Consider the following 14,664-nt stretch of genomic DNA (forward strand, 5'->3'; position numbering starts at 1 on the left):
CTCTTGTTTTTGTCAATCAAGAATGAGTATAACATACAGTGCCTATCTACCATTTGTCAATAATTGTTTAATAAAAACATAAAAATATAAGGTTAATTCGGAAATTCTTCAAGAATATCCCCTGCATTTTGGACAAGTTTTGCACCTTGCTGAATAAGCCGATTCGTTCCTGCTGCAGTCTCTATAAATATAGGTCCAGGAAGCGCAAATACCTCTCTATTTTGTTCTAGCGCAAGGTCTGCAGTAATAAGTGATCCACTTCTCGATTTTGCTTCTATAACTAAAACCCCCTTACTTATACCGCTAATAATTCGATTTCTTTTTGGGAAATACCATTTTTTAGGGGCATAATGCGGGGGATATTCTGTCAATAACAATATATAGTCTTTCCATGTTTCATATAAACACCGATTCACTTTTGGATATATATACGATAATCCGTGTCCTAATATTGCAATAGTCGGGCAGTATTGTCGCAGTGTAACTTCGTGAGCAATTGTATCTATCCCTCTTGCAAATCCACTAACAATAAGCCACTCTTTTTCAAGTAGCGGTTGTAAAATAAACCGCATACTCTCCTTTCCATATAAAGACGGCTCTCTCGTTCCAACAATCGCTAATTTATTTACCCTATTAAGAAAATCCCTCTCTCCTTTTCCATATAAAACAAAAGGGGGATCTTGTATTTCCCTTAATAATTGTGGATAATCCTCATCCCATATGGTCATATAAAATATTTGCTTTTTCTCTAAATGGAATATATATTGCGGGAGATTTGAAGTCTGAAGGAATTTTACTAGTTCTGAAGATTTTTTCGAGGATATTCCAGCGTAATACTCAAATTGTTTCGGACTAAAAGCGTATATTTCCTTCAGTTCCGGATCAATATATAGTAGCCTCTCTAACGCCTTCCAATGATCCGCCAACATGTAGTGAATGTGCAATAATCTTTCTCTTTTCATCTTAATTCTCCTTACCCATAATTTTTATTATGTAAACAGAAAAAGTGTAAAAAGACACCCTCTAACAAGAAGGTGTCTTTCAAAAAGATTAATAGTTTTTACAAGTTTCAAATAATCCCTTTTCTTTTAAAACAGAGATTAATGTTTCACCCATAACAGCTGGTGTTTCTGCAACTTTAATACCGCATGCTTCCATTGTTTTAATCTTTTCAGCAGCTGTTCCTTTACCACCAGAAATGATTGCTCCAGCATGGCCCATACGCTTACCAGCAGGCGCCGTTTGGCCCCCAATGAAACCTACAACTGGTTTTGTCATATTAGCTTTTACCCATTCAGCAGCTTCTTCTTCTGCTGTACCACCGATTTCACCAATCATAATTACAGCATGTGTCTCTTCATCTTCATTAAATGCTTTTAACGCATCAATAAAGTCTGTACCGTTAACAGGGTCCCCACCGATACCTACAGCAGTAGATTGGCCAATACCTTCTTGTGTTAACTGGTGTACAGCTTCATATGTTAATGTACCAGAACGAGATACGATACCAACATGACCTTTTTTATGAATGTAGCCTGGCATAATACCGATTTTACATTCATCAGGCGTAATGACACCTGGGCAGTTTGGTCCAAGTAAACGTGTATGTTTACCAGCCATATATCTCTTTACGTTAACCATATCTAATACAGGAATTCCTTCAGTAATACATACTACTAAATCAATCTTCGCATCAACTGCTTCCATAATTGCATCAGCAGCAAAAGCGGGTGGAACGTATACAACTGAAGCGTTTGCGCCTGTTGCTTTCACAGCATCTTCTACTGTATCAAATACTGGTACACCTTCAATATCAGTGCCGCCTTTACCAGGTGTTACACCACCGACAATTTTCGTACCGTATTCAATCATTTGTTTTGTATGGAATAATCCTTGAGAACCTGTAATACCTTGAACAATAACTTTTGTATCTTTATTAACTAATACGCTCATTTTTCTCCCCCGCTTTCTATTAGCCCACTAGTGAAACAATTTTCTTTGCACCGTCTGCCATAGATTCTGCTGCAACAATATTTAAGCCAGACTCATTTAAAATTTTCTTACCTAATTCTACGTTTGTACCTTCAAGACGTACAACTAAAGGTAACTCAAGACCTACTTGCTTCGTTGCTTCAATAACACCTTCTGCGATAACATCACACTTCATAATGCCACCAAAAATGTTAACGAAGATACCTTTTACATTTTTGTCAGAAAGGATAATTTTGAATGCTTCTGTTACTTTTTCAGCCGTTGCACCGCCACCAACATCTAAGAAGTTAGCTGGGTCACCATGGTAATGTTTAATGATATCCATTGTAGCCATCGCTAAACCTGCACCATTTACCATACAACCGATATTTCCATCTAAAGGAATGTAGTTTAAGTCATATTTAGATGCTTCAACTTCTTTTGAATCTTCTTCATCAAGATCACGAAGTTCTAAAATGTCTTTATGACGATATAATGCATTAGAATCAAAGTTTAATTTTGCATCTAACGCCATTACTTTACCGTCACCTGTTGTAACAAGTGGATTAATTTCAGCGATAGAGCAATCTTTTTCAATAAACGCACGATATAAGCCCATCATAAACTTCACAGCTTGTCCTACAAGCTCTTTTGGAATATTGATGTTAAATGCGATTCGACGCGCTTGGAAACCTTGTAAACCTACTGCTGGATCAATATATTCTTTAAAGATTTTTTCAGGTGTTTTTTCTGCTACTTCTTCAATTTCTGTTCCACCTTCTTCAGATGCCATTAAAACAACTTGAGAAGTTGCACGATCTAACACTAGACCTACATAATATTCTTTCTTAATATCGCAACCTTCTTCGATAAGTAAGCGTTTTACTTCCTTACCTTCAGGACCTGTTTGATGCGTTACAAGTGTAGTTCCTAAAATGCTTTCTGCATATGTACGAACTTCTTCTAAATTTTTCGCAACTTTTACACCGCCAGCTTTGCCGCGTCCACCAGCGTGAATTTGCGCTTTAACTACACATACATCCGTTCCTAATTCTTTCGCTGCTTCTACAGCTTCTTCTACTGTAAATGCAACCTTCCCGTTCGGAACGCTAACCCCATAGCTTCTAAGGACTGCCTTACCTTGGTACTCATGGATATTCATGGTCCCATCCTCCCCTGTTTTCCTGTTTTACTCGAAAAGTTTTTTAATGTTTAAAAAACATTACATTGCCATTGTATAAGATGATTGGCACGCTGTCTACAATAAAGTGTCAGAAAACTGAAATCGCTTTATTCTTTTTCGAAAATAATAATGTTCATATACCAAAATAAAAAAATAAGCTGTATATTCACAGCTTATTTTTGAATCATATCTTTAATTGGCGCAAATGATTTCCGATGTTCCTCTAATACTCCATGCGCTTCAATCGCTTCTAAATGCTGTTTTGTTCCATACCCCATATGTTGTCCAAATCCATATGCAGGATACTTTTCTCCAAGCTCTTTCATCATACGATCTCTCGTCACCTTCGCGATAATAGATGCAGCTGAAATAGAAACACTTTTCGCATCACCTTTAATAATGGATGTTTGTGGAATTGATGTAGGAAGCTTCATCGCATCAATTAATAAATATTGTGGTGTACAAGATAAATTCGCAACAGCATCTAACATCGCTTGTTTCGTCGCTTGATAAATATTTATCTCATCTATAACTTGCGGTGATACAATTCCAACTCCAATCGCAATTGCTTGTGCTTTTATTTCATCATAAAAACGCTCACGTTTCGCTTCACTTAGTTTTTTAGAGTCATTTAACCCTGGGATATAGAAATCTTCCGGAAGGACGACAGCAGCCGTAACAACAGGCCCAGCTAGCGGCCCTCTTCCCACTTCATCGATACCAGCAATATATGTGAGGCCTTTTTCACGCAATGCCTTTTCATATTTTGACATCTCTAAAAACTTTTCTTTTTCCTTCTGAGCTAACTCTTTTTGCTTATGCCATTTTAAAATTAGCTTTTGAACACCTTTTCGCTCATCATTCACTAACGCTTGAAATCTTTCATCTTCTTCATTCTTAATATCTTGCAATACGTTTTCTGCTTCTTGAATCGTGATTTTTTGCATAAATGTACACTCCCTTTTAAAGATAACCAAAAAGAAAAGACGCACAAACGTACGTCTTATACTTCTTCTACTTCCTCTGCAAATTCTTCCGGTGTTTCAAATGTCATTTTTCCAAGTTTGCCACCACGAAGCTCACGAAGAATAAGCTCAGATGTTTTATCATAATCAATCATTCCGCCGCCCATTAGGCAACCTCTATTTCTTCCAATCGCATCAAAGAATTCTACAATGTCTTCTGGAATTTCACTTAATTTATAGCGTTCTTGTATACGTTCTGGATAATGCTTTTCCATAAAACGAAGTGCATATACTGCTACGTCTTGTAAATTTAAAATAGAATCTTTAATCGCACCCGTTGTCGCAAGACGAAGTCCAACTAATTCATCTTCAAATTTAGGCCATAAAATACCTGGTGTATCCAGTAGTTCCATTTCCTTCCCAACCTTAATCCATTGTTGAGCTGTTGTAACTCCTGGGCGATCACCTGTTTTCGCAATATTTTTCTTCGCTAATTTATTAATCAATGTGGATTTACCGACATTCGGAATACCTACAATTAAAGCGCGAATTGCTCTTGGACGAATGCCTTTTGCAACCATTTTATCAAACTTTTCTTTTACAAGTACTTTACATGCAGCTGCAATTTCTTTCATCCCTTGTCCAGCTTGCGCATTAATTGAAATTGCTTTATGCCCTTTTTCCTCAAAATAGGCGATCCATTGCTTTGTTAGTCGATCATCTGCCATATCCGCTTTATTTAAAACAACAAGCCTCGGCTTATGTGTAATAATTTCATCAATCATCGGGTTTCGAGAAGATAAAGGTAATCGAGCATCTACAAGTTCGATTACAACATCAATTAACTTTAATTTCTCTGTTACTTGGCGCCTAGCTTTCGCCATATGCCCTGGGAACCATTGAATTGCCATGTTGCCACCTTCTTTTTTCGTTTATTTCACAATACGTGCGTCTTTTAATGGCCAATATAACATATTGGCTTTTCCAATTACTTGGTCCATTGAAATCGTACCAATTGAACGGCTATCTTTACTAAAACGACGATTATCACCTAAAACAAATAATTGACCTTTCGGAACAGTTTTTTTACCTGTCATCTCTTCAAGAGTAAAATCATATGTAAGCGGTCCGTCAGCAAGTTCTTTTTTCTGCTTGTCTAAATACGGTTCCTCATAGGGTTTTCCGTTAACATATAATTTATCATTACGATACTCAATTTCATCACCCGGTAAGCCAATAACACGCTTAATATAGTCTTTTTCTTCCGTAGCTCGAAAAACAATAATATCAAAACGTTTCGGTTCACCGATGTGATAACCAATCTTATTAACAATCATCCGATCACGATCATGTAGCGTTGGTGACATCGATACACCATCTACAAGAATTGGCGCAAAGAAAAATTGTCTAATAACACCCGCTAACACAACAGCAATCAAAATTGCTTTTATCCATTCCCAAAGTGAACTCTTCTCTTTCTTCATGCATTTCCCCTCCACAGTTATGTAAGCTGTTCGTATTATATCAAAATTTCATATAGATTGGAAAAAGGGAGCTTGTGCATTTACAAGCTCCCATACATGTCTTATCGAATTTCTTTGATACGTGCTTTTTTACCGCGAAGGTTACGTAAGTAGTATAACTTAGCACGACGTACTTTACCACGGCGAAGTACTTCGATTTTCGCGATTCTTGGCGTGTGAACTGGGAATGTACGCTCAACACCTACACCGTAAGAAATCTTACGAACTGTGAATGTTTCACTGATTCCGCCACCACGACGTTTAATTACAACACCTTCGAAAAGCTGAATTCTTTCACGAGTTCCCTCAACTACTTTTACGTGTACACGTAAAGTGTCTCCGGGACGGAATGAAGGAAGGTCAGTTTTTAATTGGCCTTTTGTAATTTCTGCGATTAATTGTTGCATATTCAATTCTCTCCTTTAAACGGATGCTCTTATAAAGTCTTAATAAATTACAGCGGAACATCGTTAATACGGCTACTGATTTCAGTAACACAAATGTTATAATAGCATATTGCTAGGCCTGTTGCAATAGAAAATATATGAAGTTCTTATTGCTCTTTTTTAATTTGTTCAAGCCATTTTTCTTCTTGCTTTGATAATTGACGTTCTTCAAGTAAATCTGGTCGACGTGTATACGTACGGCGCAGGGATTCTTTATGACGCCATTCATCAATATTTTTATGATTCCCTGACGTAAGTACATCCGGTACCTTCATGCCACGGAAATCAGCTGGACGTGTATAGTGCGGATGTTCTAACAAACCAGTGCTAAAAGAATCTTCCACCTGAGAAGCTTGATTTCCAAGTACTCCTGGCAAAAGGCGTACAACACTATCGGTAACAACCATAGAGGCTAATTCTCCGCCCGTTAATACGTAATCACCGATAGAAATCTCGTCTGTTACAAGGTGCTCACGAATTCGCTCATCATACCCTTCATAGTGACCACACACAAAAATTAAATGTTCTTCTTGTGCTAGTTCCTCTGCTTTTTTCTGAGTGAATCTTTCTCCTTGTGGACACATTAAGACAACCCTTGGTTTACGGTCAGTTCCCTTCGTTAACTCTTCCACCGCATCAAAGATAGGCTGCGGGGTTAATACCATCCCTGCGCCCCCACCGTACGGATAATCATCTACACTGTTATGCTTACTTGTTGTATAATCACGAAAATTTACAACACGGAGTTTCACCGCTTCTTTTTCTTGTGCTTTTTTTAAAATCGAGGATCCGAACACACCAGTAAACATATCTGGAAATAATGTTAAAATGTCAATTTTCATTATAGCAGCCCTTCCATTACATGAATGGTTACTAATTTATTTTCGATGTTAACTTGAAGTACAACATCATCAATGTAAGGAATTAAAAGATCTTGACCTTTCGGGCGCTTGATCACCCAAACATCATTCGCACCAGGAGATAGAATCTCTTTTATCGTGCCTAAATCCTCTCCATCTTCTGTTACAACTTTACAGCCTATAATTTCATGGTAATAGTACTCACCTTCAGCAAGTTCACCTAACTGCTCTTCTGGTACTTTTATTGAAGAACCTTTTAGCTTCTCTACTTCATCTACATTGTTATATCCTTCAAATGTTAATAGATCAAATGTTTTGTGTTGGCGATGAGAAGCGACCTTTACCGAAAGTGGTTCTGTCCCTTTATCATGCCATATGTATAATGTATTCCCTACTTTATATCGTTCTTCAGGAAAATCGGTACGAGAAATAACTCGAATTTCCCCTCTAACACCATGAGTATTTACAATTTTACCTACGTTAAACCATTTTGTCATAAACAGCATGTCCCCCCTGTTTTCTATATAAATTAAGCATCTCCATTCCATATATGGAACATGCAATTTCTTTAAAAATGTTAAAAAAGGGAGAGGAAAAATCCTCGCCCTTTTAACATTTATTGAATTTCCAGTGTGACCTTCTCATCATTGTGATGTCCCACTGAATACAAGAGCATCCGAATTGCTTTCGCAACTCGCCCCTGCTTTCCAATGACTTTTCCAACATCCTCAGGATGCACAGTCAATCGATACTTTATCTCTCCGTTGCAAAGTTCCTGTGCAACTTTTACATCTTCAGGATAATCTACAAGAGGTTTGACAATTGTTTCGATTAACTTGTTCATTGTCATTGCCTCAATTACTTACCTTGTTTAGATAAGTGGAATTTCTCCATGATACCTTGGTTAGAGAAAAGATTACGAACTGTATCAGATGGTTTAGCACCATTTCCTAACCATTTTAATGCTGCTTCTTCGTTGATTTTCACTTCAGCTGGTTGAGCAACCGGATTGTAAGTACCGATTTCCTCAATGAAACGTCCGTCACGAGGAGAACGAGAATCTGCAACAACTACACGATAGAAAGGAGTTTTTTTAGCTCCCATACGTTTTAAACGAATTTTAACTGCCATTTATAAAGCACCTCCGAATTTATTTCACACAGATAATTATATTAGCAAAAAGACTATTGCTTTGTAAAGTATTTTTTCTTAACAGAGCCATCTTTTTTTCCTTACATAAATGGAAACTTCAATCCACCTAGTCCTTTTTTCTTACCTTTTTGCATTCCCGTCATCGTCTTCATCATTTTTTTCATATCATCAAATTGCTTGATTAGACGATTGATTTCTTGTACCGTTGTACCGCTACCTTTGGCAATGCGTTTTTTACGACTAGCATTGATAATTTCCGGTTGTTCTCGCTCTACTTTAGTCATAGAACGAATAATTGCCTCAATATGCCCAATTTGTTTTTCATCAACTTGTGCATTTTTTAGCCCTTTAATTTTATTTGCACCAGGAAGCATTCCTAACAATTCATCAAGTGGTCCAAGTTGACGCACTTGTCCGAGTTGTTCTAGGAAATCGTCAAGCGTAAACGAAAGCGTACGCATTTTTTGCTCAAGTTCTTTTGCTTTTTCCTCATCAACTGTAGCTTGCGCTTTTTCAATTAATGTTAAAACGTCACCCATTCCTAAAATACGGGATGCCATGCGTTCTGGATGGAACGCTTCAATCGCATCTAGCTTTTCACCCATACCAGCAAATTTAATCGGTGTGTTTGTTACTGCTTTAATCGATAATGCCGCACCACCGCGCGTATCACCGTCTAATTTCGTTAATACAACACCCGTTAATCCTAACTGTTCATGGAAACTTTGTGCAACATTCACCGCATCTTGTCCTGTCATCGCATCGACAACAAGGAAGATTTCATCCGGTTTCGCAACTTCTTTCACTTTCGCTAATTCATCCATTAGTTCTTCATCGATATGCAGGCGACCCGCTGTATCGATTAAAACATAATCGTGATGATCTTCTTTTGCTTTTGCAATCGCTTGTTTCGCAATTTCAACAGGACTTACTTGATCTCCTAATGAGAAAACAGGCATGTCCAATTGCTTCCCTAATGTTTCAAGCTGTTTAATCGCTGCAGGACGGTAAATATCGGCTGCAACAAGCATCGGTTTACGATTATGCTTTTTACGAAGCAAATTCGCAAGTTTACCTGTTGTCGTTGTTTTACCTGCACCTTGCAAACCAACCATCATAATAACAGTTGGTGGCTTATTAGCAACAGCAATTTTGCTTTGCTCTCCACCCATAAGTTCTGTAAGTTCTTCCTGTACAACTTTAATTACTTGTTGCCCAGGTGTCAAACTTTTCATTACATCTTGTCCGACAGCACGCTCAGACACACGCTTTACAAAATCTTTTACTACCTTAAAGTTAACATCCGCTTCTAAAAGAGCTAGACGAACTTCTCTCATCATTTCTTTTACATCGGCTTCAGAAACTTTTCCTTTGCCGCGGATTTTTTGCATCGTCTGTTGAAGTCGGTCGGCTAATCCTTCAAATGCCATATTGCCGCCCTCCTAATCTAATTTTTCGATAGCTTCAACAACTTGTTTCATTTCTTCATTCACATGCTCTTCTTCGCTGATTAGCTGTTTTAGCCTTGCAACAAGTCGCTGTCGCTCTTGAAACTTTTGAAGTAATACTAATTTTTCTTCATATTCTTCAAGCATCGCTTCAGTCCGTTTAATGTTATCATACACGGCTTGGCGACTTACATCAAATTCTTCCGCAATTTCACCAAGAGATAAATCATCTAAATAATAAAGCGACATATAACTTCTTTGTTTTTGCGTTAACAACGATTGATAAAAATCAAACAAATAATTCATTCTCGTTGTTTTTTCGAGCATGTTGGATCATCCTTTGTTAAGTGATTTCCCTTTACATGAATTAGTTTACACGGAGTACAAAAGAGTGTCAAGTTTTTTTCTTAACATCATATATTTTTTACAAAAAAGAAGCGGAAAACCGCTTCTTTCCTTTATGCTTCTTCTTTTTCTACTAAGTTTGCAAATAAACCGTAAACGTATTGTTCTGGATCAAATTGCTGTAAGTCGTCCATTTGCTCTCCAAGACCTACAAATTTCACTGGCACATCCATTTCATTGCGGATCGCCAATACAATACCGCCTTTTGCAGTTCCATCTAACTTAGTTAAAACAATCCCCGAAACATCCGTTGCTTCACGGAATGTTTTCGCTTGACTCAATCCATTTTGTCCTGTTGTTGCATCGATAACAAGTAATACTTCATGAGGAGCTCCCGGCACCTCGCGTTCAATAACACGCTTTACTTTTTCTAACTCTTTCATTAAGTTCACTTTATTTTGTAAACGCCCTGCTGTATCACATAGTAAAACATCAACTTTGCGAGCTTTAGCAGCCTGGACTGCATCATACATAACCGCCGCTGGATCAGAACCCGAACCTTGTTTAATTACTTCCACACCAACGCGTTCGCCCCATACTTCTAGCTGTTCGATTGCCCCAGCACGGAACGTATCCCCCGCCGCTAACAGAACAGACTTACCCTCTGTTTTAAACTTGTGAGCCATCTTACCAATTGTTGTCGTTTTCCCTACACCGTTAACACCCACAAATAAAATAACTGTCAACTGGTCCTGTTGCATATTAATTTCATTACTAAATTCTTGATCACCTTTGTAGATTCCTACTAATTTCTCTGAGATGACAGCTTGTACTTCTCTTGGATCTTGAATATTACGACGCTGTACCTCTTCTTTCAGTTGATCAATCAGTTCCATTACTGTTGCAACCCCGACATCTGCACCGATTAAAATTTCTTCTAATTCTTCAAAGAAATCTTCATCCACTTTACGATAGCGATACACTAAATCATTTACTTTATCTGCAAATGAATTTCGTGTTTTTTCTAATCCATTTTTAAATTTCTCTGTTACCGTATCAGTTTGTTTCGAAATCTTTTCTTTTAATTTTTTAAAGAAGCTCATTTTTCCCATCCTTCCTATACACTTTCAACAAGTTCTTCTCCATCATCTAAACGAACAGAAACGAGCTTAGACACACCTGATTCTTGCATCGTTACACCATATAGTACATCAGACTCTTCCATTGTGCCTTTTCTGTGCGTAATCACAATAAACTGCGTCTCATCACTGAACTTCTTCAAATATTGTGCAAAGCGAGCAACATTCGCCTCATCAAGTGCAGCTTCAACCTCATCTAATACACAGAATGGAACAGGGCGTACTTTTAAAATACCAAACAGCAATGCAATCGCCGTTAAAGCACGTTCGCCTCCTGAAAGTAAACCTAAGTTTTGTAGTTTTTTCCCTGGTGGTTGCGCTACAATATCGATACCTGTATTTAAGAGATCTTGCGGATTCGTCATTACTAAATCTGCTCTTCCGCCTCCAAACAATTCAGAGAACACATATTGGAACTCCGAACGAATTGCTTCGAACGTAGTAGAAAAGCGTTTTTTCATCTCTTCATCCATTTCCATTATAACTTGATGTAGTGTCGCTTTCGCTTCTTCCAAGTCATCTCGTTGCCCTAACAGGAATGTATGGCGTTCTGCTACACGTTCATACTCATCGATTGCCCCTAAGTTTACCGTACCTAGCTCCTCGATAGATAATTTAATTAATTTCACTTTTTTACGCGCATCTTCCGCAGGCATCATCATAGTATATTTCAATTTTGCCGCTTCAAATGAAATAGTATATGTTTCACGTAAATGTTGCAATCTATTTTCTAACTCCACGTCAAGACGGTTTATTTTTACTTCTTGATCCTTTAACATCTCAAGAATGTATTTATACTTACCTTTCATCTCTTTTACTTCACGTTCTAGATGCTCTACTCTCTCTTGCAGCGTTACACGTTGCTCCCGACGAGAATGAATTAATTCCGAAGTCTGATTTCGATCGTAAGCTTTCTTCTCAATCATATTCGTAATTTGCTCTTCTCCACTTGAATTGGACGTCATTTCTTGTTTTAAGAACGCTAAATCTTCTTTCGTTTTTACAAGCGTTCCTTCCGTCTCATCCTTTTCTTTCGTTAAGCGCTCTACTTTCTCTTTCTGATTAGACAAACGTTGTTGTTTTTCTGCCGCTTGTACTTTTAACTCAGTCATCTCTTTCTGCACTTTTTCTTTTGAAGAATGTTGTTTACTTTTTTGTTGCGTTAAAGTTATAATTTTACCATCTAATTCTGCAATTTCTTTTTGAAGATTTGTTAAAATCTCTTCTAACTCTTCTTTACGTCCTTGCATTTTCACTTGGTCTTGTAAAAATCCTTCTATTTCTAAATCATAGATAGATAAACGATCATTAATACGATGCTCTTCTAACTCTAAGCGATTAATTTCTTCTTTTAATTTCTGTTCGTCCACACGTTCTGTTTCTACGCTCTGACGTAATTCTCTTACTTTCACTTCTTTTTCTTGAATCTCTTGCTTCACCGCTTTAACAAAGTTTTCTAATTTAGATGTTTTCTCTTCCATTTCGGCAAGCTTCTTCATCCACTCTTCTAGTTCACGCTGACGCCCTAATAAAGAAGACTTCGCTTGTTTTACAGCTCCACCAGTCATAGAGCCACCAGGATTTACAACATCCCCTTCGACCGTTACGATACGATAACGATATTGTAATTGTTTCGCCAACTCATTTGCACCTCGTAAGTCCTTCGCAACAACAACTGTGCCTAATAAATTCGAAACAACGTTTTCGTATTTGTTATTGTACTGCACTAATTCCGCTGCTACACCAATAAACGATGGATGCTGATTCACAATACGTAATTGGTCAAACGATAACGCTCTTCCTTTAATAACTGCTTGTGGGAGGAACGTTGCACGACCATGTTTATTTTGTTTTAAGAAGGAAATTGCATTACGAGCATTCTCTTCAGTTTGTACAACAATATGTTGCATCGCTGCACCAAGAGCAATTTCCATCGCAATTTCGTATTCTTTCGGTACAGTCAGAAGTTCAGCGACAGCTCCCTCGATACCTTGTAGTCTATTTTCACGAGCCTTTAATACTTCACGTACCCCTTGATAAAAACCAGAATAATCTTCTTGCATCTCTTCTAACATTTCTTTTCGAGAACGCGCCTGTTGTACAAACTGATATGCTTGGTACAATTTCGTTTCATTTTCACTATACTGCGATTTACATTTCCCAAGCGCCACTTCGGTCTTTTGTATATCAGTAATAATGCTTGCAACTTTCTCTGTCACTTGTTCATAACTCTCTACAAGTTTTGTTTTTTTAGCTGCAATTTGCATACGCATTTGTACATATTTTTCATTCTCTTCATCCAGGCGTCGGTTTTTAGAGTTTTGCTGTTTAAACTGTTCTTCGAGCATAGATAATTCGTTACGATGACTTGCTTGTTGATTTAAAAGCTCAATATAATCACCTTTTAAATGTTCAATTTGCTCTTCTAAGTTTTCTGCATAGGTTGCAAGAAGTTTTTCATTTTCATGTAACTTCTGTTCCAACTCTTTTACTTGATTTGCAAATTCCATTAGCCCTTCTGTGCTTATTTCAATTTCACCATCATAACTTTTAGCTTTCTCTGTCAATTCAACGATTAACTTTTCAAGCTGCGCACAGTGCGTCGTCGCATTTTGTTTTCTTTCCTTTAACAATTCACGTTGTCCTTCTAGTTTCTCTAACTCTTTACTAGAAAGAAGAAGAACCTCTTGCAAGGAATCTACAGATTCATCAATCGCTTGCAATTGTCCACGTAATTCTTCAAGCTCCGCTTCACTTTTTTGTAAATATGTCGATATTTTCGCTTCTTCATCTTTATTATGTCCAAATCGATTGCGAAGCGTTTCCCATTTTTCATGTAATTCTTCAATTTCATGCACGATAAGAGCTGCTTCAACTTTCTCTAGCTCTTCTTTTTTCTCAAGGTAGTCTTTCGCAATAGAGGCTTGTCTCTCAAGAGGTTCTACTTGATTACTCAATTCATGAATAATATCTTGAACACGATTTAAGTTCTCTTGTGTCTCTGCTAATTTCGCTTCCGCTTTCTTTTTGCGAAGTTTATATTTTAATACACCCGCCGCTTCTTCGAATACACTGCGACGTTCTTCTGATTTACTACTTAAAATTTCTTCAACTTTCCCTTGGCTAATAATTGAAAAGGCTTCTCGACCCATGCCAGAGTCCATGAACAAATCAATAATATCCTTCAATCTACAAGATTGTTTATTAATAAAGAAGTCACTATCTCCTGAACGAGAAACGCGGCGCGTTACACACACCTCATTATATTCAATCGGCAAACGTTGGTCTTCATTATTTAAAGTTATTGTTACCTCAGCGACATTAACCGCTTTTCGCGTATCACTTCCAGCAAAAATAATATCTTCCATCTTTGCACCGCGTAATGATTTGGCTGATTGTTCTCCAAGTACCCAACGGATTGCGTCAGTAATATTACTCTTTCCGCTACCATTAGGACCAACTACAGAGGTTACACCCGGAACAAAATCGACAGATATACGCTCAGCAAAAGATTTAAACCCTGCTATTTCTAATCTTTTTAAAAACACGAAAGGCCTTCCCCCTATTCTCCGTTGTTAAGGCTATTTTCTGTAAGAAAAAAGGCCACCGTACGGATTTATACTTTTCTTTTT

General features: G+C 37.6%; 15 protein-coding genes. All 15 read right to left on the minus strand.

Features of this window, described 5'->3' with window-relative positions; all coding sequences use genetic code 11:
- Positions 1 to 92: 92 nt before the first annotated feature.
- Positions 93 to 962 carry a DNA-processing protein DprA gene (dprA, locus tag DJ93_RS04680; RefSeq protein ID WP_042979411.1) on the minus strand — a complete coding sequence of 290 codons (870 nt, stop codon included), beginning with the start codon at positions 960 to 962 and terminating at the stop codon, positions 93 to 95.
- Positions 963 to 1,050: 88 nt separating this feature from the next.
- Positions 1,051 to 1,953 carry a succinate--CoA ligase subunit alpha gene (sucD, locus tag DJ93_RS04685; RefSeq protein ID WP_042979412.1) on the minus strand — a complete coding sequence of 301 codons (903 nt, stop codon included), beginning with the start codon at positions 1,951 to 1,953 and terminating at the stop codon, positions 1,051 to 1,053.
- Positions 1,954 to 1,972: 19 nt separating this feature from the next.
- Complete coding sequence (sucC, locus tag DJ93_RS04690) at positions 1,973 to 3,133, minus strand: ADP-forming succinate--CoA ligase subunit beta (protein WP_042979414.1); 1,161 nt, start codon at positions 3,131 to 3,133, stop codon at positions 1,973 to 1,975.
- 194 nt (positions 3,134 to 3,327) lie between these two features.
- On the minus strand, positions 3,328 to 4,101 hold the full coding sequence (locus DJ93_RS04695; RefSeq protein WP_042979415.1) for a ribonuclease HII: 774 nt from the start codon (positions 4,099 to 4,101) through the stop codon (positions 3,328 to 3,330).
- A gap of 56 nt (positions 4,102 to 4,157) precedes the next feature.
- A complete protein-coding gene (gene ylqF, locus DJ93_RS04700; protein ID WP_042979416.1) occupies positions 4,158 to 5,030 on the minus strand; it encodes a ribosome biogenesis GTPase YlqF in 873 nt (290 codons plus the stop codon).
- Positions 5,031 to 5,051: 21 nt separating this feature from the next.
- Positions 5,052 to 5,603: a signal peptidase I gene (gene lepB, locus DJ93_RS04705; protein WP_042979418.1), complete on the minus strand. Its 552-nt coding sequence runs from the start codon at positions 5,601 to 5,603 to the stop codon at positions 5,052 to 5,054.
- Between the two features lie 101 nt (positions 5,604 to 5,704).
- Positions 5,705 to 6,049, minus strand: coding sequence for a 50S ribosomal protein L19 (gene rplS, locus DJ93_RS04710; protein WP_001186516.1), 345 nt, complete (start codon positions 6,047 to 6,049; stop codon positions 5,705 to 5,707).
- Positions 6,050 to 6,195: 146 nt separating this feature from the next.
- The gene (gene trmD, locus DJ93_RS04715) at positions 6,196 to 6,930 is read right to left on the minus strand and encodes a tRNA (guanosine(37)-N1)-methyltransferase TrmD (protein WP_042979420.1); all 735 of its coding nucleotides are present in this window, start codon (positions 6,928 to 6,930) and stop codon (positions 6,196 to 6,198) included.
- Positions 6,930 to 7,445 (minus strand): ribosome maturation factor RimM, encoded by a 516-nt coding sequence (rimM, locus tag DJ93_RS04720; RefSeq protein WP_033671426.1) that lies wholly within the window; start codon positions 7,443 to 7,445, stop codon positions 6,930 to 6,932. Before rimM ends, trmD begins: the two co-directional genes overlap by 1 nt.
- A gap of 119 nt (positions 7,446 to 7,564) precedes the next feature.
- A complete protein-coding gene (locus tag DJ93_RS04725) occupies positions 7,565 to 7,792 on the minus strand; it encodes a KH domain-containing protein (RefSeq protein WP_042979423.1) in 228 nt (75 codons plus the stop codon).
- A gap of 14 nt (positions 7,793 to 7,806) precedes the next feature.
- On the minus strand, positions 7,807 to 8,079 hold the full coding sequence (gene rpsP / locus DJ93_RS04730) for a 30S ribosomal protein S16 (protein ID WP_000268750.1): 273 nt from the start codon (positions 8,077 to 8,079) through the stop codon (positions 7,807 to 7,809).
- A gap of 101 nt (positions 8,080 to 8,180) precedes the next feature.
- Positions 8,181 to 9,530, minus strand: coding sequence for a signal recognition particle protein (gene ffh, locus DJ93_RS04735; protein WP_042979424.1), 1,350 nt, complete (start codon positions 9,528 to 9,530; stop codon positions 8,181 to 8,183).
- A gap of 12 nt (positions 9,531 to 9,542) precedes the next feature.
- On the minus strand, positions 9,543 to 9,875 hold the full coding sequence (locus DJ93_RS04740; protein ID WP_042979425.1) for a putative DNA-binding protein: 333 nt from the start codon (positions 9,873 to 9,875) through the stop codon (positions 9,543 to 9,545).
- Positions 9,876 to 10,006: 131 nt separating this feature from the next.
- The gene (gene ftsY / locus DJ93_RS04745; protein ID WP_042979426.1) at positions 10,007 to 10,996 is read right to left on the minus strand and encodes a signal recognition particle-docking protein FtsY; all 990 of its coding nucleotides are present in this window, start codon (positions 10,994 to 10,996) and stop codon (positions 10,007 to 10,009) included.
- Between the two features lie 14 nt (positions 10,997 to 11,010).
- Positions 11,011 to 14,580 (minus strand): chromosome segregation protein SMC, encoded by a 3,570-nt coding sequence (gene smc / locus DJ93_RS04750; RefSeq protein WP_042979427.1) that lies wholly within the window; start codon positions 14,578 to 14,580, stop codon positions 11,011 to 11,013.
- Positions 14,581 to 14,664 lie beyond the last annotated feature (84 nt).

Source organism: Bacillus clarus, assembly GCF_000746925.1.
In the GTDB taxonomy this organism is placed as follows: Bacteria; Bacillota; Bacilli; order Bacillales; family Bacillaceae_G; genus Bacillus_A; species Bacillus_A clarus.